General features: G+C 52.0%; 18 protein-coding genes. 6 read left to right on the plus strand and 12 right to left on the minus strand.

Annotation, left to right across the window (positions count from 1 at the left end; genetic code table 11):
* Positions 1-22 precede the first annotated feature (22 nt).
* The 3 genes from H6585_13045 to H6585_13055 all read right to left on the minus strand — a co-directional run bounded on the left by H6585_13045 (position 23) and on the right by H6585_13055 (position 5550).
* Complete coding sequence (locus tag H6585_13045) at positions 23-3577, minus strand: S8 family serine peptidase (GenBank protein ID MCB9449259.1); 3555 nt, start codon at positions 3575-3577, stop codon at positions 23-25.
* 117 nt (positions 3578-3694) lie between these two features.
* On the minus strand, positions 3695-4918 hold the full coding sequence (gene hflX, locus H6585_13050) for a GTPase HflX (protein MCB9449260.1): 1224 nt from the start codon (positions 4916-4918) through the stop codon (positions 3695-3697).
* A 2-nt stretch (positions 4919-4920) separates the two neighbouring features.
* The gene (locus tag H6585_13055; GenBank protein MCB9449261.1) at positions 4921-5550 is read right to left on the minus strand and encodes a SirB2 family protein; all 630 of its coding nucleotides are present in this window, start codon (positions 5548-5550) and stop codon (positions 4921-4923) included.
* 112 nt (positions 5551-5662) lie between these two features.
* Here H6585_13055 and H6585_13060 point away from each other — a divergent pair, with 112 nt between their 5' ends.
* Positions 5663-8650, plus strand: coding sequence for an amidohydrolase family protein (locus H6585_13060; protein MCB9449262.1), 2988 nt, complete (start codon positions 5663-5665; stop codon positions 8648-8650).
* A gap of 33 nt (positions 8651-8683) precedes the next feature.
* On the plus strand, positions 8684-9997 hold the full coding sequence (locus H6585_13065) for an amidohydrolase family protein (GenBank protein MCB9449263.1): 1314 nt from the start codon (positions 8684-8686) through the stop codon (positions 9995-9997).
* A 63-nt stretch (positions 9998-10060) separates the two neighbouring features.
* Here the strand turns inward: H6585_13065 and trpS are convergent, their stop codons facing one another.
* The 3 genes from trpS to kdsB all read right to left on the minus strand — a co-directional run bounded on the left by trpS (position 10061) and on the right by kdsB (position 12952).
* On the minus strand, positions 10061-11029 hold the full coding sequence (gene trpS, locus H6585_13070; GenBank protein MCB9449264.1) for a tryptophan--tRNA ligase: 969 nt from the start codon (positions 11027-11029) through the stop codon (positions 10061-10063).
* Positions 11030-11099: 70 nt separating this feature from the next.
* Positions 11100-12158: an SPOR domain-containing protein gene (locus H6585_13075; GenBank protein MCB9449265.1), complete on the minus strand. Its 1059-nt coding sequence runs from the start codon at positions 12156-12158 to the stop codon at positions 11100-11102.
* Positions 12159-12205: 47 nt separating this feature from the next.
* Positions 12206-12952, minus strand: a complete 747-nt coding sequence (gene kdsB / locus H6585_13080) for a 3-deoxy-manno-octulosonate cytidylyltransferase (GenBank protein MCB9449266.1) — start codon at positions 12950-12952, stop codon at positions 12206-12208.
* A gap of 90 nt (positions 12953-13042) precedes the next feature.
* On the opposite strand from kdsB, the gene dprA reads away from it, so the two are divergent.
* The 4 genes from dprA (at position 13043) to H6585_13100 (ending at position 17791) form a co-directional block, all read left to right on the plus strand.
* Positions 13043-14143: a DNA-protecting protein DprA gene (gene dprA / locus H6585_13085; protein ID MCB9449267.1), complete on the plus strand. Its 1101-nt coding sequence runs from the start codon at positions 13043-13045 to the stop codon at positions 14141-14143.
* A 116-nt stretch (positions 14144-14259) separates the two neighbouring features.
* Positions 14260-14793, plus strand: a complete 534-nt coding sequence (locus H6585_13090) for a hypothetical protein (GenBank protein MCB9449268.1) — start codon at positions 14260-14262, stop codon at positions 14791-14793.
* A 19-nt stretch (positions 14794-14812) separates the two neighbouring features.
* A complete protein-coding gene (locus H6585_13095; protein MCB9449269.1) occupies positions 14813-15682 on the plus strand; it encodes a hypothetical protein in 870 nt (289 codons plus the stop codon).
* Positions 15683-15877: 195 nt separating this feature from the next.
* A complete protein-coding gene (locus tag H6585_13100) occupies positions 15878-17791 on the plus strand; it encodes a putative DNA binding domain-containing protein (GenBank protein MCB9449270.1) in 1914 nt (637 codons plus the stop codon).
* Positions 17792-17854: 63 nt separating this feature from the next.
* Here the strand turns inward: H6585_13100 and H6585_13105 are convergent, their stop codons facing one another.
* The 6 genes from H6585_13105 to H6585_13130 form a co-directional block, all read right to left on the minus strand.
* A complete protein-coding gene (locus H6585_13105) occupies positions 17855-18862 on the minus strand; it encodes a glycosyl hydrolase (GenBank protein ID MCB9449271.1) in 1008 nt (335 codons plus the stop codon).
* Positions 18863-18866: 4 nt separating this feature from the next.
* Complete coding sequence (gene odhB, locus H6585_13110; GenBank protein ID MCB9449272.1) at positions 18867-20126, minus strand: 2-oxoglutarate dehydrogenase complex dihydrolipoyllysine-residue succinyltransferase; 1260 nt, start codon at positions 20124-20126, stop codon at positions 18867-18869.
* Positions 20127-20159: 33 nt separating this feature from the next.
* Positions 20160-22907, minus strand: coding sequence for a 2-oxoglutarate dehydrogenase E1 component (locus tag H6585_13115; protein MCB9449273.1), 2748 nt, complete (start codon positions 22905-22907; stop codon positions 20160-20162).
* A 102-nt stretch (positions 22908-23009) separates the two neighbouring features.
* A complete protein-coding gene (locus H6585_13120) occupies positions 23010-23375 on the minus strand; it encodes a hypothetical protein (protein MCB9449274.1) in 366 nt (121 codons plus the stop codon).
* Positions 23376-23379: 4 nt separating this feature from the next.
* Positions 23380-25026 (minus strand): NAD+ synthase, encoded by a 1647-nt coding sequence (locus H6585_13125; protein MCB9449275.1) that lies wholly within the window; start codon positions 25024-25026, stop codon positions 23380-23382.
* Between the two features lie 59 nt (positions 25027-25085).
* Positions 25086-25829 carry a PorT family protein gene (locus H6585_13130; protein MCB9449276.1) on the minus strand — a complete coding sequence of 248 codons (744 nt, stop codon included), beginning with the start codon at positions 25827-25829 and terminating at the stop codon, positions 25086-25088.
* Positions 25830-25852 lie beyond the last annotated feature (23 nt).

A 25852-nucleotide genomic window follows, 5' to 3' on the forward strand; every position in this document is an offset into this window, starting at 1 on the left:
TCTGAATTCAGGTCTTACCCAATTATTCCTTCACGAACCGGATCATGGCCTCACCACCGTTGAGGGTAATGAAGTACAATCCCCGGGGAAGTGTTGATACATCCAGCGTGGTGTATTGGTTCTGCAGCATCACCTGCTTCACCAGTTTTCCTGCCACATCCGTGATGCGCATGTCAGCGGGCTGTTGTGGTGTTCTGCCCAGTTTCACTTGTACCTGGCCGGTAGCCGGGTTGGGGTAAAGTTCCACTGTGCCTTCCGCCAGTTCACGAACGCCCACCGAAGTGATGGTCACCGTGTCCATGGTGGTATCCGCACCACAACCGTTGTTCACAATCAATTGAACATAATAGGTGCCATTCACGGTGTATGTGTGACCGGGGTTTTCCAGGTAGCTGATGCCGCCGTCGCCGAAATCCCACTGCCATGTATCGGCATTGGTGGAGGTGCTGGTGAAGGATACCGAATCGCCCACTACATCATGACTGATACCTGCGGTAGGCACCGACACGGTAGGCGTAACGGCCAGATCGCTGTTGGAGCTGGTGCCGCATGCATTGGTTGCAGATACGCTCACGTTACCGGAAGCGCTGCCCACCGTGGCCGAGATGCTGCTGATGGTACTGGTACCGGTCCAGTCGCCGGGAAGCGTCCACGAATAGGTTGCACCTGATACGCTCGGTACGTTGTACACTTCGGTGGCACCGGGGCACGGTGTGGTATTGCCTGAAATCGTTCCCGGGGTTGCCGGCGTAGTGATCACAGAGATATAACCGTACCTGGTTTTGGTTTTTGCACCGCTGCCATCGTTGGCATCCAGGGTTACATCGTACACACCCGGGGTGCTATAGGTGATGGTCGGATTTTGTTGGGTCGATGTTCCGGGTGTACCACCGGGGAACGTCCAGTTCCAGATGGTGGGCGCACTGCCGGTGGACTGGTCGGTGAAAGTAACCGAACCGCCTGCGCATACCTGCAGCTTGTCGGCAGTGAAATCAGGTACCAGCGGGTTCTTGAGGTTCTTCCATTTCCACATACCTTTTGCGGAAGCGCTTTCATTGAACCAACCTGACCAACCGGTGATGGAATCCAGGAACTCAACACATGTGTGCGGTTCGGTGTCGATGATGTTCCAGTTGGTTCCGCCGTCGGAGCTGAATGCAGAACCTGAACCGCCGCTGGCCGCGCCTACGGAGAACACCGTGTTGGTGTTTTCGATCCAGCATACATCACCACCATACAAAGTTCCGGTAGTGGTAACAGCCGACCAGGTGGCACCGGCGTCTGTACTTCTCCACACCTTTTTGGAATTGTTGATGATGATACCGTTTGAAGCATCTTTGAAGGATACCCTTCCGCTCTCACTGGTTCCGCCGAAATCTGTCAGCGGGGTTTGGGCCACGGCCCAGGTCATGCCCTTGTCGCTGGAACGGTACAACCGCCCTTTGTTGGTGGTGAACCAAACGCTGTTACCCACCACTTCGATCTGGCCGGTATAACCGTATTCGCCGCTCACCGGGTCGGGGATGTTGGCACCGGACACCTGTGTCCATGTGGTACCTCCGTTGGTGGTGGTGTACAATTCGAAATCACCGTTGATGGGGTCGCCCATGCAGAAACCGGTGTTGGCATCCCAGAAGTGCACGATGTTGGTGAACGAGGATGCGTTGCTGTAGGTCGCGGTGGATTGGCGCGTCCAGGTGGAGCCACCATTGGTGGTTTTCCAGATACCACCGTTGCCACTGCCGGTGTTCGGCGCTGCCGCCACCCATGCCGTGTTGGCATCAATGGCAAACACCATTGCGATGAGCAGTTTGGTATCGCCCAGGCCGAATGTACCCGGGGTCCAGGTAGCACCGCCGTCGGTGGTCTTGGTGAACTCCTGGATATTGGCTGCGTTACCGGAACCGTCGTAGGCAGTTGCCCACACCACGTTCTTATCCACGATGGAGATATTGGTGATACCCCTGTTGGCCGTGGAGAAACCGCTGTTCTGCTGTTCCCAAGCACCGAACGGCTCAAGGCTCACATGAATGTAGGTGGTTTTGGTTTTGGTATTGTTGTTCTGAGAGTTGGTCACTTTCAGCGATACGTTGTAGTCGCCGGGGGCGGTGTATTTGATGGCCGGGGGTGTTTTGCCGTTGTAAGTGGCCGGCGTACCTCCTGTGAATGTCCACTCCCATGTGGTGATGGCGTTGCCGCCTCCCACCGAGTTATCGGTGAAGGTGGTGCTGTCGCCTACATATAGCTGAACCTGGTCTGCAAAGAAATCCGCAATGGGGTCGCCTGTAAGCGTGCTTTGCACACACTGCATGGCCTTGGTGGCATCAATGCGCGGACCGATGCTTTGGTTGATGGTTTTACCGGTTGACTTCAGGCAGCTTTCGATCTCTGCGGGTGTCATGGTCGGATTCACGCTGAGCATCAAACCCACGAGTCCGGCTGCAAACGGAGTAGCCATGGAAGTACCGCCCATGCGACCGTAACCGCTTGAAGTGGTATACACACTGCTGAGCAACCCGCCGTAAGAATGGCCACCCGGAGATGCGATGTCCACCCATGAATCTCCACCCGCGTTGTAGTTGGAGAAGCTGGAGCGACTGTCGTTCACGTCCACGGAACCTACGCAGATCACATTGTCATAAGCACCCGGATAGGACATGGTGGTGGTGGCATCGTTACCAGCCGCCGCCATGAAAACCACTTCGGGGTAAGCGTTGATGAGGTCCTGGAAGGCCTGGCTGAAATCAGGGCCGCCGAAAGACATGCTCACCACGTGCGCACCGTTCTGGCAGGCCCAAAGCACACCGTCATATGTATAGTAGAGCGACTGACCGTCTGCAGCACTGTTGGGTGTGGTCTTCACACCGATCAGTTCAACGGCTGCACCCAATGATGCGATACCGCGGCTGTTGTTGATGTCTGCGGTCGCGAGTCCGGCACAGTGTGTACCGTGTGACCACGATTGGTCCTGGCTGTACTGTTTGGGCGGGGTGGGGTCGTCATCCCCATCAGCCACGTCACGTTTCTTGAAGGTGGTCAGGTCCAGGTGATCCGTGTAAACGGCGTTGTCCACAATCGCCACTTTCACTTCATGACGGCCGGTGCTGATGTCCCAGGCGGTGGACGCACCCACCTGGTCGAGGTACCATTTATCGGTACCGCTGTAATAGGTGTCGTTGGGTGTGTAATCAATTTTGTAGATGGGTGCCTTCTCGGCGTATTCCACGAGGTCACTGTTCTTCAGTGCCGCGATAATCTCGTCGATACGGGTGTAGTCATCGAAATGCACGCGGAACACTTTGCGAAGATCCGCCTTGCCGGTGTAATAGGCAGGTCTTTCGAGTTGAGAGACGGCGAAAGACCGCAGCGCCTTTTGCAGGGCGGGGTATTGGGCCATCGACTCGACCTTGCTGTACACGTTGGGGTCGGGTTGAACTTCACGTGCACCGATGTTCGCATCGGCCACATCTTTCATTTTAAAGACCACGGTTCCGTCCAGAAAGTCCGGGCTGTAGGTCTGGGAGAATGCGCTGACAGCAATGGCCATCGCAGCAAACAGCATCAAGATCTTTTTCATAGCTATTAATTAAGGGTTGAAATGAGCGTGGCCAAGGTATAAAAGTTTGTTTCCTTTTCAAAGAACAGTATGTTATTTGTGCGTTTGCGAAGATTTACACGCGACAAATAGTATCACTTATTCTTCTAAATCGTACAGGAAATCATTGTAGGGGTAGCGGAGCACATGCAGGCGTTTTACCTCTTCGTAAAGCAATTCCCGGAAAGCGTCCATGTTCTCTTTTTCTATCGCAGAGATGAATACCGCCAGACCGGCCTGTTTGCCCATGTAGCTTTTGCGAAGGTCATCCAACGTCATGTGCTCGCGGGTGAGCGGACCGAGGTCATCGGGATCCTTTTCCACATGCCGGTATGCGTCGATCTTGTTAAAGACGATGATCGTGGGTTTGTTCACGGCACCTATCTCCATCAGGGTTTCCTGCACCACCTGCATCTGGTCTTCAAAATGCGGATGGGAAATATCCACCACGTGCAGCAGCAGGTCGGCTTCACGCACTTCGTCCAGGGTAGACTTGAAGGACTCCACCAGGCTGTGTGGCAGTTTACGGATGAACCCGACCGTATCGGACAACAGGAAAGGCAGGTTCTTGATCACCACTTTGCGCACGGTGGTATCCAGTGTGGCGAACAATTTGTTCTCAGCAAACACATCTGATTTGCTGATGAGGTTCATCAGGGTGCTTTTGCCCACGTTGGTATAACCCACGAGCGCCACCCGGATCAACTTACCCCGGTTTTTTCTTTGCGTGGCTTTTTGCTTGTCGATCTCTGCCAGCTTCTTTTTTAACAGGGATATCTTGTCGCGGATCACACGCCGGTCGGTTTCAATTTCACGTTCACCCGGCCCACGCATACCGATCCCCCCCTTTTGCCTTTCAAGGTGCGTCCACATCCTTGTCAGACGCGGAAGCAAATACTGGTATTGGGCAAGCTCCACCTGCGCCCGGGCATGTGCCGTCTGCGCACGTTTCGCGAAGATGTCCAGGATGAGGTTGTTCCGGTCGAGGATTTTGCACTGCAGTTCCTTCTCCAGGTTGCGCAGTTGCGACGGCGACAATTCATCATCGAAGATGGTCATGGTCACCTTGTGTTCCTTCACATAGAACCTGATCTCTTCCAGTTTACCCGAACCGATGAACGTTCTGGGGTCCGGACTCCGAAGCTTCTGCGTAAACGTTTTTACAGGCAGCGCACCGGCGGTCTGTGCCAGGAATGCCAGTTCATCCAGGTATTCCTGCAACAATTCCTCAGGTTGTTCCTGGGTTACCAATCCGATCAGCACCGCCGTTTCCTGGCCGTGCTCTTCCTGCCGCTGCACCTCTTCAGGCTTACGTTCTTTCATACTTAACGCAACGACTCGAGGTACTGGGCCACGGCGGAGATGTCTTCCTTGGAAAGCTGGTTGCCGAAAGGCTGCATCAGTTTGCCACCGTCTGTGATCACTTTTTCGCGCTCTTCCAAAGACAGATGGCTTGCAGACAGGTCCGATGCCTGGTTCATGCCCAGCTTCCCATCTTGTCCGTGACAGGATATACAATAGCCGGTGTAGACTTCTTTGCCGTGCGCCATGGCATCATACCCCGGCGCTGTGGTATCCACTGCTTCCGTTTTGGGGCTGCCGAACAATGCCGGGTTTTTGGTTTCCGAAACGCCGTATGCGTATACCAGCAAGGCCACCGACATCAGCAGCAACGCCTTCCGGTTTTTTTTGATACCGATGATTGCCAACGGAATGGATACCACGACGGCCGTTAACTTCGGATGCATCCAGCCGGGTATGCCTCCCATCTCAATCAGCATCCAGATTCCCGTTACCAGGAAACCCGTAGCAACGATCATTTCCGGTACTTTCACCGCTTTGGAAAGCTTTGCAAGTTTTTCGGGACGTGACACCATGATTGCCGCCTTGGCCAGGTAGATCAGCAGGAAGACCGATACGCAGATCTTATGAATCAATAACAGATTTTCAAACATAGGTAAGGTTTTGAGGTCACCAAAAGTAACGAATCGATGTTAATTTGCGGCGGTATGGTAATAAGCATATATTTGGCGCGTCGCCGATTTTCAACAAGATTTCAATTCATCCATGAGAAAGTATTGCATGCTTTTAGCCGGCATTCTGCTATGTGCAGGATGGGTTCGGGCACAGGAAACATTCCCATATAACGGTATTCCCGATCACGACCACAGGTACTATGCATTTACACATGCACGGCTTGTAACGGATCCCTCGAACATAATTGAGGATGGCACCCTGCTGATCCGGAATGGCAAGGTGGAAAAAACCGGAAAGGATGTGAGCATACCTGCCGGCAGTGTGGTGTACGACCTGAAAGGCAAATCCATCTACCCCTCTTTCATCGATGCCTACAGCACCTACGGAATGCCGGAAGTGAGCCGCGACCGCAGCGGCAGGGGCACCCAATATGAATCGAACAAAACCGGACCCTTTGCCTGGAACCAGGCGCTGCAACCCGAAACCGATGCATCGGCCTTGTTCACCCCCGACGAAAAGGAAGCCGGTAAGCTAAGAGCCCAAGGCTTCGGTGCGCTGAACATTTACAACCCCGACGGCATCTCACGGGGCAATTCTTCGCTGGTGAGCCTGGCCGACAAGAACGACAATGAACTGGTGCTATCCGGTAAAGTTGCTGCCATGCTCTCCTTCAACCGGGGATCATCCAGGCAATCATATCCCACCTCGCTGATGGGATGCATCGCCCTGATCCGCCAGACCTACATGGATGCCACCTGGTATAAACAAAACCCCACCGAATACAACCTTTCGCTGGAAGCATGGAACAACCTGCAAAAGCTGCCCCAGATCTTTGAAGCGGCAAACAAACTGAACGCCTTACGCGCTGACCGTCTCGGCGATGAGTTCGGCCAACAGTACATCATCAAAGGAAACGGCGACGAATACCAACGCATCGATGAGATCAAGAAAACCGGCGCCACCTTCATCATCCCGGTAAAATTTCCGGAAGCATATGATGTGAGCGATCCGTACGACGCCATGATGGTGGACCTCGAAGAACTCGAACATTGGGAAAAAGCCCCAACCAATGCAGCCCGCCTGGCCAAAGCCGGCGTGCCCTTTGCACTCACCGCATCCGACCTGAAAGATCCGAAAGACTTTCTTCCCAACCTGCGCAAAGCCATGATGTTCGGACTCACCGAGCAACAGGCGCTGTCGGCCCTCACCACCACCCCGGCAAAGATTCTCCGTGCAGACCAACTGGTGGGCAGTCTGACACCCGGTAAACTGGCCAACTTCATCATCACCTCCGGCCCGGTCTTCGATGAGGAAACCACCCTTTACGAAAACTGGACCCTGGGACAACGTCACGTGATCGAAGACATGAACCGACCCGACATACGCGGCACTTATGAACTCTCATTCGGAGACAGGAAAAACGAACTGAAGATCTCCGGCCAGCCGGCCAAACCCGAAGGCAAACTCATGGTCTCCGATTCCGCTTCCACCAAGGCCGCCGTGAAATTCGACGGGACCCGGATCACGATTTCTTTCCAGGCAGATACATCATCAAAAGACCAGGTGCGACTGTCGGGTGTGATTGGTGACAGCGTTGTATTCAAAGGGCGCGGACAAACCGAGAACGGCATGTGGGTCTCCTGGCAGGCCATACGTACCAAACCCTACGAAAACAAAGACCACAAACATCATGATGATGAGCCCGACGAGGCGGCACTCGCACCTTATGTAGTTGCCTTCGGTCGCACCGCCATGCCCACCCAGGAAACCGTGCTCATTCGCCATGCCACCATCTGGACCAATACAGATAAAGGCATGCTGCTGAATGCCGATATCCTCATCCAGAACGGAAAGGTGGTCAAAGTAGGCATACTCGGAGACATGCCGGGCATTCACACCATCGATGGTTCCGGCATGCATATTACACCCGGTATCATCGACGAGCATTCACACATCGCCGGAAACGGAGGCATCAATGAAGCCGGACAAGCCATCAGCGCCGAGGTGCGCGTGGGTGACATCCTCAACCCGGAAGACATCAACATCTACCGGCAACTTGCCGGTGGGGTAACCGCCGTTCAGGTGCTGCACGGTTCCGCCAACCCCATCGGGGGCCAGTCGGCACTGATCAAACTGCGTTGGGGCGCATCCGCCGAAGACATGAAGATCAAGGGAAGTGACGGGTTTATCAAATTCGCTTTGGGTGAGAACGTGAAATGGTCGAACCGCTCACCCGATTACAACGACCGCTATCCGCAAACCCGCATGGGCGTGGAACAGATCTATTACAAGGCTTTCACCGAAGCACGTGAATACGACAACGCCTGGAAGAAATACCAGGCAGCTAAAAAAGGACCCGCACCCCGGCGCGACCTCGAGTTGGAAACCCTGGCCGAAATCCTCAACAAGAAACGCTTCATCACCTGTCACTCCTACGTTCAATCGGAAATCAACATGCTGATGCACGTGGCCGATTCAATGGGCTTCCGGGTGAACACCTTCACCCACATCCTGGAAGGCTACAAAGTGGCCGACAAGATGAAGGCACACGGTGTGGGTGGTTCTACCTTCTCCGACTGGTGGGCTTATAAAATGGAAGTAAGAGATGCCATCCCGTATAACGGTCCGCTCATGCACAACGAAGGTGTAACCGTGGCGTACAATTCCGATGATGCGGAAATGGCCCGACGCCTGAACCAGGAAGCAGCCAAAGCTGTGATGTACGGCGGCCTTTCTGAAGTGGAAGCGCTGAAGTTCGTCACACTCAATCCGGCCAAACTGCTGCACCTCGACAAACGCATGGGCAGCCTGCAGCCGGGCATGGATGCAGACGTGGTACTCTGGACCGGCCACCCCCTCTCCATCTATTCAAAAGTTGAAAAAACCTTTGTGGATGGCAGGTGCCTGTTCGACCGCAAGGAAGATGCACAGATGCAGGAAATGATTGCCAAAGAACGCGAACGGCTCATCCAGAAAATGATGGCTGAAGGCGGCAAGGGTGGCCACAAGCCCGCTATGAAAGGCAAACGATTGTATCATTGCGACACCCTCGAAGACGAACCCTACTGGATGGATTGATCCCATTCTCAGAACATGCTATTTCTTATCAACATGAACAGACAATATATTTTACTTGCCACTGCCGCTTTGATCGGAATGAACGTTCCGGTGGAAGCACAAACACCGGCATCCCCGCAAACCACATCCATCCTGATCATGGACGCAACGGTTCACGTGGGCAACGGACAATTCATCCGGGAAGGTGCGGTTGGCTTCGACAAGGGCAAAATCACATTTGTAGGCAGGGCCTCCGAAGCCGATACCACCGCGTTCGGTGAAGTCATCCACGCCAAAGACAAACACCTGTACCCGGGACTGATCCTACCGGACAATACACTCGGACTGACAGAGATCGACGCCATCAGGCCCACCCTTGATTTCAATGAAACCGGTAGCATGAACCCGAACGTTCGTGCCCTGGTTGCATTCAACACCGATTCAAAGATCATCCCTACCCTGCGCGCCAATGGAGTGCTGCTATCCCAGGCCACACCACAGGGCGGACTGATATCCGGAACCTCCGCCATCATGCAACTGGATGGCTGGAACTGGGAAGATGCGGTACTGGAACCAGAAGACGGTATTCACATGCACTGGCCCGTGACCCGTTACCGGGGCAACCCATGGCGTGGAGAAGAAGGCATCCAGGAAAACAAAAACAAACCCGATGTACTGGAAGAGCTAGGCCTTTTCTTTGACCGGGCCAACGCTTACGCAAAAGACAAACAACCTGAATCAACCAACATGAAGCTTCACGCCATGCAGGGCTTGTTTGATGGAAGCAAGAACCTGTACATCCATGTGAACGATGCACGGGAGATCATGGAATCCGTGAAGTTCGCCCAATCCAAAAACGTAAAGAAGATCGTGGTGGTAGGCGCCGCGGATGCCTGGATGGTAACCGACTTCCTGAAAGAAAACCACATCCCGGTGATCCTGCGCAGGGCACATGAGTTGCCCTACCGTGCTGATGAGGCGGTGGACCAACCTTACAAAACTGCTGCCGCACTCTTCCGTGCACAAATTCCCTATTGCCTGGATTATGCCGGTGACATGGAAGCCATGGGCGCCCGCAACCTGCCGTTCGTGGCAGGTACCACCGTGGCCTATGGTGTACCCAAAGAGGAAGCCCTGGCATCCATCACATTGCATGCAGCAGAGATCTTGGGTATTTCCGACCGCGTGGGCAGTCTGGAAGTTGGCAAAGACGCCACCCTGTTCCTGTCAACCGGAGATGTGATGGAGATGATGAAGAACCACCTGGAAGTGGCCTACATCGCAGGGAAGAAACTCGACCTGGATACCCATCAGAAACAATTGTACCGGGAATACGCGAAGAAGTACGGGCAGGAGATCAAGGAGTAGCGGATCTGATGATCGGGATGGGTTCCACCCAATTCCTAATCCCTAATTCCTAATCCCTAATTATCAATACCCCACTTTCTCCCTCACCCGCTTAATCACCTTGCCGGCGATCAGCTTGGCCCGCAATGCACCTTTGGACAACTCATTCTCGATGAGGGCCGGTGTGGCCATCAGCTCTTCGTAAGCGTTGCGCTCTTTTTCAAAACGTTTGCAGATCACCTGGAACAGGGCGTCTTTGGCATGGCCGTAACCGAAATTGCCCGCCAGGTATTTGGCACGCAGGTCTTCTATTTCCGCTTCCATTGCAAGCAGTTCATACAACCTGAAAACGTTGCATGTGTCGGGATCTTTGGGCTCTTCCAATGATTTCGCATCAGTGACGATGGTCATCACCTGCTTGCGAAGGGCCTTGTCGTTTTGAAAGATGTCGATGTAGTTGTTGTAGGATTTGCTCATCTTCTGGCCATCGGTGCCGGGCACCACCATCACCTTCTCATTGATGAGCGCTTCCGGCAGCACCAAGGTTTCTCCGTAGGCATGGTTGAAGCTGCCGGCAATGTCCCGGGTGATCTCAAGGTGCTGCTTCTGGTCTTTGCCCACCGGAACAAATTCCGAATCATACAAGAGGATGTCGGCTGCCATGAGTACCGGATAATCAAACAGACCCACATTGACTTCATTCAGGCGGCTCGACTTATCCTTGAACGAATGCGCATTGGCCAGCATCGGGTAAGGTGTAAAGCAGTTCAGGTACCAGGTGAGTTCGCACACTTCGGTGACATCACTCTGACGAAACAGGATGCTGTCGTTGGTATCCAAACCGAAAGCCAGCCATGCGGCGGCTACAGCGAGGGTATTTTCCTTCAGCACCTTCGGGTCTCTCACGGTGGTCAGGGAATGCAGGTCGGCGATAAAATAGATCGCATCGTTCTCATCCCGGTGCGACAATTCGATCGCGGGCAGGATGGCACCCAGGATATTTCCCAAATGGGGTTTTCCTGTGCTCTGGATGCCGGTTAAAATTCTTGACATGGTATTCAATCAATGGCAGTCGGCTGCGCCTACCTGCCGGTTGTTACAGATGAAGCAATCGTGAATTTATCTAAAGAGAGAGCAGCCATGCGGATTGATGTTCGGCGCGTAACGCCTCCAACCGGGCTTCCGCCGCCTCGCGCGTGGTGAACCCTTCCAGGCTTACCCTGTAGAGACCGCGTTCGTTCTGACCTGCAATACTTGCATCATAACCCTGTTTCCGCAATTCTTTCAGTTTCTTCTCGGCATTCCGCTTGCTGCGGAAACATCCTCCGATAAGATGGAAACGGTTCTCCTTGGGAGGCGCTTGGATGGGCTGGGATTCCACGGGCGCCGGCTGTGCAGGCGGTGCATCTTCTTTCTTCTCATCGCTGACCGCTTCTGCCTGATGATCTTCAACGGGAGCGGTGGTCACATCACTTTCCGGGGATGAAGTTTGCGGCACAACCGAATCTTCCTGCGGTACGGTCATCTCCAGCGAAGAAAAATCGGTACCAGGTTGGGGTGAACCGAATTGAGAAATGGTCCAGGCCAGAAAGGCGCCCATCACAATGAAGACGGGAACAACCGCCGCAACTTTCCAATCGCTGATGCGTCGGATCCTGCGTACCGTGATTTCCTTCTTTTCCGGTTGGGGGGTGATGCTCCGTTCAATGATGTTCACCGCTTTGGTTTCCTGAACAGATGTGATAACGGGTTGGGGGATCTCCCTGGCTCGTGCCACCGCCACCACAGGTGTGAGTCCGAATGACGACTTCGCAAAATGCACTTCACCCGAAGGTTCAAAAAGAATCTTGCCGGCAGCGTTCATGTAAAACCGCCCTACCTCATCCACACGGATCCGTTCTCCTTTTTGCAATCGTTCCTTCCAGGAAGTCAATACATCCGCCACCAAACGCTTCGCTTCGTTATAGGAAACGCCTTCCCCTTGTCTCACGGCATCTGTCAACAATCCATCGTTGTTGCGCAACACCGGGTTGAAAGACAATTGTTTTCCGGGGGGAAGTAACCGCCGTTGGTGCACCAGCAAGCGAGCACTCGATTCATTCGCCACCAGCCCGCCGAAATCCGGCAGGATCACACAATCATGTGCCCAAAGCAGTTGCTTGATATATGGTTCGATCGACATGTACAGTATGGATACGCCGGCCTAAAAATACATAAAACCACAGGATGTCAGTGGCCCGGAGCCTGTAATTTTTTTACATCTTCCGGTCTGTCCACCGCTGCACTCTCATACGCGGTGATACCCACCCGGATACGGAATCCGTTCTGCAACCACCGAAGCTGTTCCAATGACTCCGCTTTTTCAAGTGACGATACAGGCAAGGCGGCGATGGCTTTCAGTGCATCATACCTGAAAGCGTAAACACCCAGGTGCTTTAGGAAAGTATGCTCACCGAGCCATTCCGCCGTAGGAAAACCCTTTACATACGGGATGGCCTGACGGCTGAAATAGAGGGCCCATCCTGCGTGGTCGGTCACCACCTTCACCCGGTTGGGGTCATGAAGGGTTTCGGCATCCTCTACCTTTTTGGCCAGCGTGGCGATGCGCACCTGTTCATCCCCGAAAAGATCACACAGTTCCCTGATCTGTTCAGGATATAAATAGGGTTCATCTCCCTGTATGTTGATGAGTACATCATGATCACCGGGTGCGGGATCCATGTGATTGGATGCTTCCCTGCAACGGTCCGTACCACTTGGATGATCGGGTGATGTCATCACCACCTTCCCACCGAAGGACGCCACGTGTTCACGGATGCGGTCGTCATCGGTGGCCACCACCAGGTTGTCCAAACCCGCTTTCGAAGCCTGCTCCCATACCCTCCGGATCATGGTCTTCCCATGGATCATGGCCAATGGCTTTCCCGGGAATCGGGTGGAAGCATAACGGGCCGGAATGATACCTATGAATTTCATACGGGAAAATGTGATGTTCGAACTTACGTTTGGCGAGGCCGGGCCCTTCAATCGTTTACTTTTGGCCGCAACAAATGTAACGGATTCAGGGTGGATGCACAATGGATACATCGCCTCGCGCTCTTGTTCATACCGGGCGTCGGGGTTCAGTCGGCCAAGATCCTGCTGGCATACGCCGGCGGTGAAGACGCGATTTTTCATATCAGTAAAAAAGAACTCCTGAAAATGCCCGGGCTCTCCACCGCAGCTGCCCGTTCGGTATGGCAACACAAAGATGAGGCCCTGGATCGCGCGGCTCGGGAATGGAAGTTCATCCGGACCAAAGAAATCCGTCCGGTATTCTTTACCGATGCAGATTTCCCTTCCCGACTCAGGCATACCCCTGACGGACCCATCCTATTGTTTGTTGAGGGGAATGCAGAACTGAATCCTTCCAAAGCACTCGCAGTGGTGGGAAGCAGAAAGGCCAATGCATACGGGCTTTCTCTTTGCGAGCAGATCATCACCGATTTGGCGGCACATGATGTATGCATCGTGAGCGGACTGGCATACGGCATGGACATCATGGCTCACCGCACCGCCCTCGCCACCGGTCTGCCCACCCTCGGGGTGTTGGGTCACGGACTGGATAGGATGTACCCCGGACAACATGCACAGATAGCCGAAAAAATGAAAACCAACGGTGCCCTCATCACCGAGTTTGCCAGCGGCACCCAACCCGATCGGGAAAATTTCCCGAGACGCAACCGCATCGTTGCCGGCATGGTGGATGCCCTGCTCGTTGTACAAACCGCCACTTCGGGAGGTTCACTTATCACCGCGTCGCTGGCCATGGATTACAACCGGGATGTGTTCGCCGTGCCAGGCCATGTGCATGACCCCTACTCGGCTGGCTGTCATGCGCTGATCAAATCCAACAAAGCCGCATTGGTGGAATCGGCGGAAGACATTATTCATGCCATGAACTGGCAACCGAAGAAACCCGCATCCATCCAAACCGAATGCTTCCCGGTTTGCACGGATGATGAACAAGCACTGCTTGACATCCTTCGGTCGCACGGTGAACTTCCGATCGACGAACTGGGTGCCGGGTTGAAATGGACACCCGCCCGCACCTCATCGGTTTTACTTCAACTGGAGTTCAGGGGACTGGTCAAGGCCCTGCCGGGTAAAAGGTACCGCCCGGGATAAGTTTATACACATCAGGCCGTTCATGTTCCATGGAGGCGCTCCCGGAAATGTGCTTCATTTCTTTTTACATTTCCGGCATAATCTTTGTCAACACTGCCATTCAATACTTCTGCCGGATGAAGCGAACGTTATTTTTTCACCTGTTACTGATCTCCACCTTTGTGTTTTTGGCCGGAACTTCCGCCAACGCCCAACGCATTCGTCCATGGGGACTGGGACCCGAAGTGATCTACAACTACTCCATCAAGGAGATCGGTCTGGGTGGCCGGGCACATCTTTACATGGGACGGTACATCTTCTTTTCTCCGGAAATCACTTTCTTCCCGGGCTTCAACAAATACAAGGAAATGTATGTCGGTGCCGGTGTACATTACAACACCACACCCGACTACAAGTGGGGATTCTACGGCATGATGCACCTGGGCTGGAACCGTTGGTTCAACTATGATGAGTTCATCACCGAAAAAGCCAAACCACACAACCTGGCCGTGGAACCGGGTATTGGTATGGTGCTCAACCGGGGCTGCCTGCGACCCTTCGGTGAGGCGCGGTACAACTGGAAATGGCACGAGGGTTCACTCCGCATCGGTGTGATCTTTCTCTTCAAATACTGCCAGGCACATGAGTTCTGTCCGCCTGCAGCACACTAACCTGACAACCTGCAAACGCATGAAAAACAAATACGGAATCTGGATCCTGCTGATCGCTACACTCTTCGTTGCATGCAAGAGCGTACGCAAAGAACAAGGCGATTCGTTCGAATCCATGGACGAATTCTTCGACGCACACAAACAGGAAGAACAAACATTCGTGCTCGACAGCGGTGGCACAGGTCCGATTGTAGGAAAAATGGGCAGCTTGTTATACGGTGACTCTTCCATTTTCATGGATGCCAACAGCAACGATGTATCCTACCCCATCACCCTGAAACTGATCGAACTTTACACCCGCGGCGATATCATCCTGTACCGCACGCCCACCATCAGCGACAACGGTACGGTGCTCAGGTCCGGAGGCGAGATCAAACTCACAGCCTTCAAAGACAGTCAGCCCTTGCAAATCAAACCGGGGAAATATTTCAGGGTGGATATGCCCTGCTCCGCACCCGAAACAGGCATGACGATGTTTTACAGCAGCCAGGATCCGGCCGAGAACTGGACCTATTCCGCCGATCCCGCCCTTGACGTGGTGGGCTTTTATCAGACCCGGCCGACGAAATTGGGCTGGATCAACTGCGACAAACTCTACAGCGGCGGAACCAACACCACCATCACCTTCACGGTGGATGGAAGCGGCACCGAAAACATCAACGTTTTCATTGCCTTTAAGAATTTTCTTTCCGTGCTGAAAGTGTCCGGCCTGGTATCAACCAATGTACCTGAGGGGGAAGACATCACCGTGATTGCCATGGCAAAAGACAAGGGTGGAAATTACCGCCTGCATCAATCCAACGAAACCATTGCAGCCGGTATGACCGTTGCCCTGGATATGCAGGAAGTGACGGAGCAACAATTGGTGGATTTCCTGGGGGGATTGTAGCGATTTGAGAACTGTTCAAACTGTTTTAAGTTCACAAATACAGCAATGCATATTGAATGTGATGCTGATGTGTACATTTCTTGCCTGATAGGTAAGGATTGAAAAAGATACTTCTGGTTAAACACTCCTTTATGGTACATTTTAGCATTTTTAGTGCATTATGTATCTATCAAACGGATGCAAAAATATTTTTAAATGAATGCAAAAGACTTATTTGACCAACTAAATGCAACGGATGAAGTAACGGAAATAGAAGCTAAGCCAAGCAGAGCTATTACGTCGTCTGTTATGGAAACTGTATGTGCTTTTGCAAATGAACCAGGGCTTGGAGGAGGGTATATTTTGATTGGTGCAAGGAAGGATCCATCTAGCCTATTTCCCCAATATATCATTGACCCCATTCTGGATCCTGACAAGATTCAATCGGATTTTGCAACTCAATGTGCTAGTTCATTCAATATACCAATAAGGTCAGAGATTAGAATTGAAAAAGTGAATGATAAAACCGTTGCGGTAATAAAAGTCCCTGAGCTTCCTAAAGAACAAAAACCTTTGTATTTCAAATCCAAAGGGCTTCCTGAAGGCGCATACAGGCGTATAGGCCCAACAGACCATCGATGTACAGAGGATGATTTGCCTATTTTTTATTCCGATCAAAAAACCTTTGATCAATCACCTCTAGATTATACAAGCATCGCTGATATTGATGAAGTTGCTTTAAAACGTTATCGAGACCTTCGCACAAATATTAATCCAGCTGCTGAAGAACTGACTTATAGTGATTCTGAATTACTTCAGTCACTTGGTGGGATAGCTATTGATGGGTCTCAACGCATCACAGTGTCAGGAATGTTGCTGTTTGGAAAACTAACAAGTTTGCGGAGAGTATTTCCTATGATGCGAGTGGATTATATAAGGATTCCTGGTAATGAATGGATTGCAAATCCTGATGAAAGATTTACAACTGTTGATATGAGAGGGCCCCTGCTAACCCTTGTTTTTCGGATTGTGGATGCAATCTATTCAGATCTTCCAAAGGGATTCCGACTAGAGGATAAAGATATTCAAGCTGACACGATTGGTATGCCGGTAAAGGCGCTGAGAGAGGCTGTAACAAATGCTCTAATGCACCGCTCGTACCGTGTCAATTCTCCTATTCAAGTAATCCGTTACGATAACAGGCTTGAAATTGTTAACCCAGGATTCTCCTTGAAATCTGAAGAACAATTAGGTTCACCTGGATCTGAAACGCGCAACCCATATATTGCTGCTGTTTTTCATGAAACAAACCTTGCAGAAACAAAAGGTTCTGGAATTAAGGCAATGAGAAAGTTGTTATCTGGTGCCCATCTTGCGCCACCAACTTTTGAATCTGACAGAGTTCATAACAAATTTACTGCTCGTCTTCTATTGCATCATTTTCTTTCCAAATCTGATTTAGATTGGTTAGCTAATTATGGTGACGTTGACCTTAATGATAAGCAAAAACAGGCATTAATATTTGTTAGGGAGGTTGGAGCAATTGACAATAACACATACCGGCAGTTGTCAGATATAGATACTCTCAAGGCAAGCACAGAACTACGCTATCTCAGGGATAACAATTTGTTAAAACAATTAGGAAAAGGCAGGGGAACATACTATGTAGCAGGTGATAGGCTGGATATAGAATCCAGTGGTTCCGGTTCGGCATCTGTTGAAATAGCTGCTCCAGGAAGTATGGATATGAATGCTGAATCTAGTAACACAGAAGATAGCACGGTAAACACAGAAGGTTTAACAGCTGATAATCATTCAAATAGGACAAACACAGAAGCTAATACTATTAACACAGAGGGTGAAACATTGTGGAATGAACTCACACCAACATTACAAACTCAATTGAATTCGCTAAAGAAAAGAGAAAATAATGCAGAAAAGATTAAGAATATCATCGTTGAACTATGCAGTCTAAGAGAGTATAGATTATCTGAGTTAGCTCTACTAATAGGTAAAGATGAAAATTGGATAAGCAGAACATACATTAAACCACTAATCCAAGACGGTAGACTTTCTTATACCATTCAAGAAATGATTAGTCATCCCAAACAGGCTTACAAAGCAAAATAATTAAGGACTTCCAGAACCAAATAGCGTTAACAACAAGGAAATACCTTATTTGTGAAACCCAGCCTAATCCTTGATGAACCTGGCCATCTTGCCTCCACGTCCTACGGCCCATCCACCGTCGTCGGTCAGGGTACAAGCGTAGTAACCATCGGTACCCAACGAATCCCAGATAACGCCACCGTCGGTTGAATAATCCGAACCTGTTCTTCCTACTGCCACCAGCATGCCGTTGTGGTATGCCACGCAGGAACGATACCCGCGAGGTGGCCGCTTACCTTCCCGCCAACCTTGTCCGCCATCATCGGTGATGGCGCAGACGCCTTTGGTGTTGGTGGAGTCGGTATAGCTTCCCCCTACCACAACTCCTTCCATGTCATTCCGGAAGGCCATGGAAAAAATGCCGGCCGCCTCTCCGCTTTGCATATGGGGAATCTCAAAAACCTTCCATTCGTTCTGATCTGCGGACCACCTGAACACGCGTGCATGTTCACCTCCTCCGGTTCCGATGTACACGGTGTTCTTCATCGCCACAATACCTGTTCCGCTGGCCGCGAAACCGGCCTCGCCCTTCAGTGGTTTGGGAATAGTGGTTGCGTCCATGGCCTTCCAGGTTTGTCCACCATCCGTGGTGCGGAGCACAAACATGTAATGATTCATGGGATCTCCGAATGCATAGCCGGTATCGGAACCATTGAATGCCATGCCATCCAGAAATACAGATGGGTCGGTGTTTTCGTATACTTTCTCCCAGGATGCACCCCCGTTCTCCGTCAGGAAAATCATACCCGGACTGCCGGCGGTCATCACCAGGGCGCGGTTGGCATCGAATGCCTGGATATCCCGAAGGTCAAGGCCTTTGGCTGCAGCAATGGTATCTACCCGCCACGTTCTGCCGTCATCCGCACTCTGGATCCAGGTGGCGTTGGTACCGCTTGCCCAGATCACACCGGGAGCCGGGGTTGAAAGTCCGCGGAGACTGGCATCGGTCACAGGTGACACGGGAAGCCATGCAGGTTGTGCAAGACCGGTAAGGGTCGATAGGAAAAGGCCGATGAGGAAAAAGATCCTCATGCCATTACAAGTTCAGCAAAAGCTCATCGGCATCTTTGCCACCGGTGAGCATGCGGATGGGATCTTCCAGCATTTGTTTCACATTCACCAGGAACCCAACGGAGTCTTTGCCGTCGATGATGCGGTGGTCATAGGAAAGTGCCACATACATGATCGGGCGGATTTCCACCTGGCCGTTCACAGCCACGGGGCGCTCCACAATGTTGTGCATACCCAGGATGCCGCTCTGGGGCGGGTTGATGATGGGTGTAGACAACATTGAACCGAACACGCCACCGTTGGTGATGGTGAAGGTACCGCCGGTCATTTCGTCGATGGTGATCTTTCCGTCGCGCGCCTTAACGGCCAGGATGCCGATGTTGCGCTCAATGTCAGCCAGCGACATTTGTTCGGCATTGCGCAGCACGGGAACCATGAGTCCCTTGGGTGTACTCACGGCGATACCCACATCCGCATAGCGGTGGTGAACGATTTCTTCGCCATCGATCATGGCGTTCACGTTCGGATAATTTTTCAATGCCTCGGTCACCGCTTTGGTGAAGAACGACATAAAGCCGAGTTTCACACCGTGCGTTTTCTCGAAGGCATCTTTGTATTTTTTGCGCAAGCTCATGAGGCGACTCATGTCTACTTCATTGAAGGTAGTGAGCATGGCCGTTTCGTTCTTCACGGCTACCAGTCGCTGTGAAAGCTTTCTACGCAGGCTCGACAGTTTCTGACGTTCGATCTCTCTACCTCCCCAACCGGGTGCGGCTGCACCGGTGCCATTTGCCAGGGCGCTGAGCACATCTCCCTTGGTCACCCTGCCGTTCTTTCCTGTGCCTTGCACGGACCCTGAAGACATGCCGTTTTCATCCATCATCTTCTTGGCGGCCACAGACGGAAGACCGGTGGCGTAGTTGGAAGATGATTGTACCGGAGCTGCTTCGGACTTGGCGGGTTCTGCTGTTTTGGCTGCAGCAGCGGTTTCTTGTTTCGCCTCCTCTTTCTTAGGTTCAGCTTTTGCTTTCTGGCCCTCCGGTGCTTTGGCTGAAGTATCAATGGTGCAAACCTTGTCGCCGACTTTCACGGTACTGCCTGCTTCCACCAGGATCTTAACCTTTCCGGCTGCTTCTGCATTCAACTCGAGGGTGGCTTTATCGGAATCGATCTCGGCCAGCACCTGGTCTTTTTCCACATAGTCGCCGTCCGCCACCAGCCAATTGGCAATTTCAACTTCGGTGATGGATTCACCGGGACTGGGGATGGTCATTTCAAGGGCCATAACTTGAGGGGTTTTATAACATGCTGACGTGGATTATTCCACGCCCATTTCTAATCCTTTTTTGTGCTTGGCAAACACCTGGTCTATGATGGCCTGGTGTCGTTTCTCAAACTTCTTGTAAGATCCGGTTGCGGGCGCTCCGCTGGCCGGCTGGCTGATGCACTGGATCGGCTTTTTGAACATGCGGATCATGAACGGCCATGCGCCCATGTTCTCCGGTTCTTCCTGCGCCCATACATAGGAAGTGGCCTTCTTGTATTTCTCCATCAGCGCATTCACCTGTTTCTCAGGGTAAGGATACATCTGTTCGATGCGAATGATCGCCACATCCTTTACACCCAGTTTTTCTTTTTGTTCGGAAAGATCATAATAGAACTTGCCTTGGCAGAACACCAGCTTCTTCACCACATCTTCGTCGGTTTTCGCGTCATCGATCACCTCCTGGAAACCGCCCTTTGCCAGTTCATCCATGGTGGAAACACAGCTCGGGTAACGCAACAGTTTTTTCGGGGTAAAGATGACCAGCGGTTTTCTGAACTCACGGTGCAACTGACGTCGCAATGCGTGGAAGAAATTGGCAGGTGTGGTACAGTTCACCACCTGCATGTTGTTTTCCGCGCACAGCGACAGGAAACGTTCAAGGCGTGCGCTGGAGTGTTCGGCACCCATGCCTTCATATCCGTGCGGCAGGTAAAGCACCAGTCCGTTGTGCTTCTTCCACTTGTCTTCCGCACTGCTCAGGAACTGGTCGATAATGATCTGTGCACCATTGAAGAAGTCGCCGAACTGAGCTTCCCACACGGTGAGCACATTGGGTGATGCGAGTGCATATCCGTATTCAAATCCCAGCACACCGTATTCCGAGAGCAGGGAATTGTAAATCATGAAGCGGGCCTGCTTGGGGTCGAGGTTGGCCAGAGGCACATATTGTTCTTCCGAATCTTCCACCCTCACCACAGCGTGGCGGTGGGAGAAAGTTCCGCGTTCCACATCCTGTCCGCTGATACGCACCGGATATCCTTCCATGAGCAAACTGCCGTATGCCAGCAGTTCGCACATGCCCCAATCGAGCTTGTTGTTATCGATCATTTCCCTGCGATCGGCCATGATGCGCTCGATCTTCTTGAAGAACTTCGTGTTCTTGGGCAGGTGGTTGATCTTATCTGCGATTTTTTTCAGTTGTGTCTTCTTGACTGCAGTCACCGGTGACTGATCAAAATCCTCCGGACTTGCCGGACGGATACCCTTCCAGTCGCCTTCGAGGAAACTCAGGCGGTTGCCGCTGGAGGAATGCTTGACTTCATTGAGTTTTTCTTCGAGGGTCGCCTTGAATTCATCCTGCATCTTTTCAGCGATCCGGGTGTCCTCGATCGCTTTGGACGACATCAGTTTATCGATGTAGATCTTCCGGGGATCCGGGTGATTGGCGATGGCTTTGTACAGCAAAGGTTGGGTAAACCTGGGTTCGTCGCCTTCGTTGTGGCCGTGTTTGCGGTAGCAAAGCAGGTCGATGAACACATCTCCGTGAAAGGTCTGGCGGTATTCCATGGCCAGGTTGATGGTGTATACCAGTGACTCCACATCATCACCGTTCACGTGGAAAACCGGACACAGGGTCACCTTACCCACGTCGGTGCAGTAGGTACTGGAGCGTGCATCAATGTAGTTGGTGGTGAATCCCACCTGGTTGTTGATGACGATGTGGATGGTTCCACCCGTTCGGTAGCCGCTGAGTTGCGCCATCTGCACCACTTCATATACGATGCCCTGACCTGCGATGGATGCATCTCCGTGAATGAGGATGGGGGCAATGCGGTTCTCATCGTTGCCGAAACGCCTGTCGAGCTTGGCACGTGCAATACCCTGCACCACCGGGTCAACCGCCTCGAGGTGGCTGGGGTTCGGAGACAGGGTCAGGTGAATTTTTTTACCACTGCGGGAGACCACGTCACCGGAGTAACCCATGTGGTACTTCACGTCGCCGTCAAAGAGGCTGTCGTCATCGAATTCTTTTCCTTCAAACTCGTTGAAGATCTCGCTGTAGGTTTTACCCATTACGTTGGCGAGTACGTTCAGGCGACCGCGGTGGGCCATGCCGATTACATAGTATTCGATGCCCAGTTCGGCGCCTTTCTCGATCACCGAATCCAGGGCGGGGATCAGGGTCTCGGCGCCTTCCAGTGAAAACCTCTTCTGTCCTACATACTTGGTGTGAAGGAAGTTTTCGAAGACCACCGCTTCGTTGAGTTTCTTGAGGATGTGGGTTTTTTCTTCGGCCGAAAGGTTGGGGGTATTCCGCACCGATTCCATCTTTTCCCTCAGCCAGGTGGCCACTTCGGGTTTGCGGATGTAGGCAAACTCCACACCGATGGACTGGCAATAGGTTTGTTTGAGGTGCGCAATGATGTCATTCAGCGTGGCGGGCCCGATGCCGATCTCGCTGCCTGCCTGGAAAACCGTATCCAGATCGGATGCTTCCAATCCGAAGTTCTCGATATCAAGGGTAGGCGAATACTTCCGTCGTTCGCGCACCGGATTGGTTTTGGTGAACAGGTGCCCGCGCTGACGGTAGCCGTTGATCAGGTTGATCACACGGAATTCCTTGTCCATGATTTCCGGGACGGCTTGTCCCGTGCCTTCGAAAGACGCTTTGGAGAATTCGAATCCCTCAAAGAATTTCCTCCATCCGAAATCAACCGATTCAGGGTCTTTTCGGTACTGCTGATACAGGGCATCCAGTGCCGCTGCATCCGCATTTCCCAGGTAGGTGCTTTTATCCATCTAAACCTCGCATTTGCCGATCGTGAATCTTACAAAGTTAAGAGTATTCCGATTAGATAATAATACGGAACCCCATAGACCAGCCAGACATATGAAAATTCGTTATTTTTTGAAATGATGCCTGAACCATACTTTCTGCAATTCTCTTCCTAATATAAGTTGCGTAATGAGCGCTTCGGTGGATTGTTCCGGGAACATCGCCATGGCACGGTGCAGACGCTGTTCGGGTACATCCACCCTGTAAAGAAATGCAAACAGGCTGTTGCGGTCGGATCGCAACCACTTCGCGATCACTTCTTCCACACGCTGCTTGTTGGCTTTATACCCGTTTTGCAGATCAAGGTCGATATGAATATCCTCCCCGAACAAACCCAGGTCCTTTTCAAGCTGCAACATCACTTCCCGGAACCATTCCGGTTTTGACAGGGTTTGTACGACTTCCAGGCCGAAGGGGTTATCAAAGTCCATGATTTCAGGAAAGATATTTGCCTTCGATGGGCATCCGCCTGCCCATTCCGAATGCCTTGGGAGACACCCTTAAAACCGGTGGTGACTGAAAACGTTTGTATTCATTGGTATTGACCAGCGACAAGGTGCGTCTGACAATACTTTCATCAAAACCCATGGCCAGGATCTCACGCGGGCCTTTTCTCAGTTCGATGTATTGATGGAGTATTTTGTCCAGCACATCGTATTCCGGCAGGCTGTCGCTGTCTTTCTGGCCGGGCCGCAATTCCGCCGATGGCGCCTTGGTGAGGATGTTGGCAGGAATCCGCTCACCGTCACGGTTCAGGTAACGGGCAAGTTCGTACACATCTGTTTTATAGAGGTCGCCGATCACCGAAAGTCCGCCACACATATCTCCGTACAGTGTGCCGTATCCCACGGCGGCTTCACTTTTGTTGGATGTATTGAGCAGCACCATCCCGAATTTATTGGCCAATGCCATCAGCACAAGTGCGCGCAACCGCGCCTGGATGTTTTCTTCCGCAACGTTGAACGGCAAGTCGCCGAATACCGGCTGCATGGTTTGCAAGGCTGTTTCGTACAGGGATGATATGGAGATATGATGCTGGTGGCAACCCAGGTTATGTACCAGCACTTCCGAATCGGTAACAGAATGTTCCGAGCTGAAAGGAGACGGCATCATGACCGCTGTTACGTTCTCTTTGCCCAATGCATCAACGGCGAGCACCAGGGTAACCGCAGAATCAATGCCTCCGGATAATCCAAGCACAGCTTTCGACAAACCCAGCTTGGTAAAATAATCCCTTATTCCGAGCACAAGTGCGTGATGGATCTGCGCCATGCGCGAGCCGTGATCGGTTCTCCCGCTTCCGCTGGCCTTTCCGCACACGACATCATTGACATCAAATACCCGGAGGTCTTCCTCGAAATAGGCCATTTCCTCCACCACATCCCCCTTGGGGTCAATCACCAGAGATCCCCCGTCGAAAATAAGTTCGGTTTGCGCACCCACCAGGTTCACATAAAACAGAGGCAGACCGTACCGGGTCGCATTGGTACGCATGACCTCCCTTCTGTCCGCCGCGTGGTTGTATGAAAACGGGGAGGCGGAAATATTAATCATCACATCCGGTCTCTGCACCTGAAGTTCCTTCATCGGAGAAATGGTGTACAGCGGATCCGACTCATCCACGTCCCACAAGTCTTCACAAATGGTCAGCGCAATGCGGTGCCCTTTGAACTCCACCACATCGAAACGGCGGTTCGGTTCGAAATACCTGTATTCATCAAACACATCATAGTTCGGCAGCAGGCTTTTGTGACGAATGGCGTTCACCTTTCCATCGGCAAGCAGGTAGGCCGAGTTGTGCAGGTTCTTACCCAGCGGATCGGGGTTGATGGACGGCCCGCCGATGATGGCGGCGATGTCGGTACACCCGGCCGCAATCTCATCCATGGTTTGGCGGCACTGAGTGATGAAGTCCTCGAATTCCAAAAAGTCCCTGGGAGGATATCCGCAAATGGCCAGTTCCGGAAAAACGACCAGATCGGCTTGCTGCCGGCGCCCGGCCTGCAGGGCATTTTGTATGGCCCGGCGGTTGGCTTCAAAATCACCAACGCGACAATTGATCTGTGCTAAAGCGATGCGCATAAAAAAACCCGCTTGTATGGAAGCGGGTTCAAAGGTAAGAAAGATTGTGTGCCGGGATATCAGAAAAGGACGCCCACGGTAAGGGCAACATAATTGGATACGGCCTTAGTTTCCAGGGCCGATCCATCTTTCTGTTTCAGCGATTTGCTTTCCTTCCCGAAGGTATTGCTGAAACCGTTGTTGTAGTTTACACCAAGCAACAGGGATGTGGATCCGGAAAAATTATACTCAACGCCGATACCCAGGTTCATGGCCACCCGCATGAGGTTGATGTCTTTGATCACATCCACATCTTCCTTCTTGACCGTTTGGGTGGAAGCATAGGTCGTGCCTTCATCTATAGCGCGTGACTTTATATTCAGTCCGAGGTTAAACCCGAATTGTCCGAAATAGGTCATATATCCGATCTCGTTCGTTTTCATTTTCAGCAGCACAGGCAGGTCTACGTACTGAAGGTCGAACTTTCTTTTGTTCAACTGAAAATACGCCTTGGTAGGATCTCCCGCATCCGACAGGTAATAGATGGAATCGGTGTAATTGATCTTGCCACCGGCATACGCCACATCCAAGCCCGTGACGAAGCTGTAGTTTTTTGCTACGCGGAACTCCGTGATCAATCCGTAAGAGAATTTTACCGTGGCACCACCGGACTCGAACAACTTCGAATCAGGTTTCAGCCAGGCCATGGAAGGCGCACCTTTCAAACCGAAACGGAACTTGGCACCTTCATCATCCTGGGCATGCACACATGTAGAGGCGCCTACAAGAATCAACAATAAATAAAGGGGACGCAGGTTTTTCATATGGCGTGTGTTTGTCTAATTTA

This window comes from Flavobacteriales bacterium (genome assembly GCA_020635855.1).
Taxonomy (GTDB): Bacteria; Bacteroidota; Bacteroidia; order JACJYZ01; family JACJYZ01; genus JACJYZ01.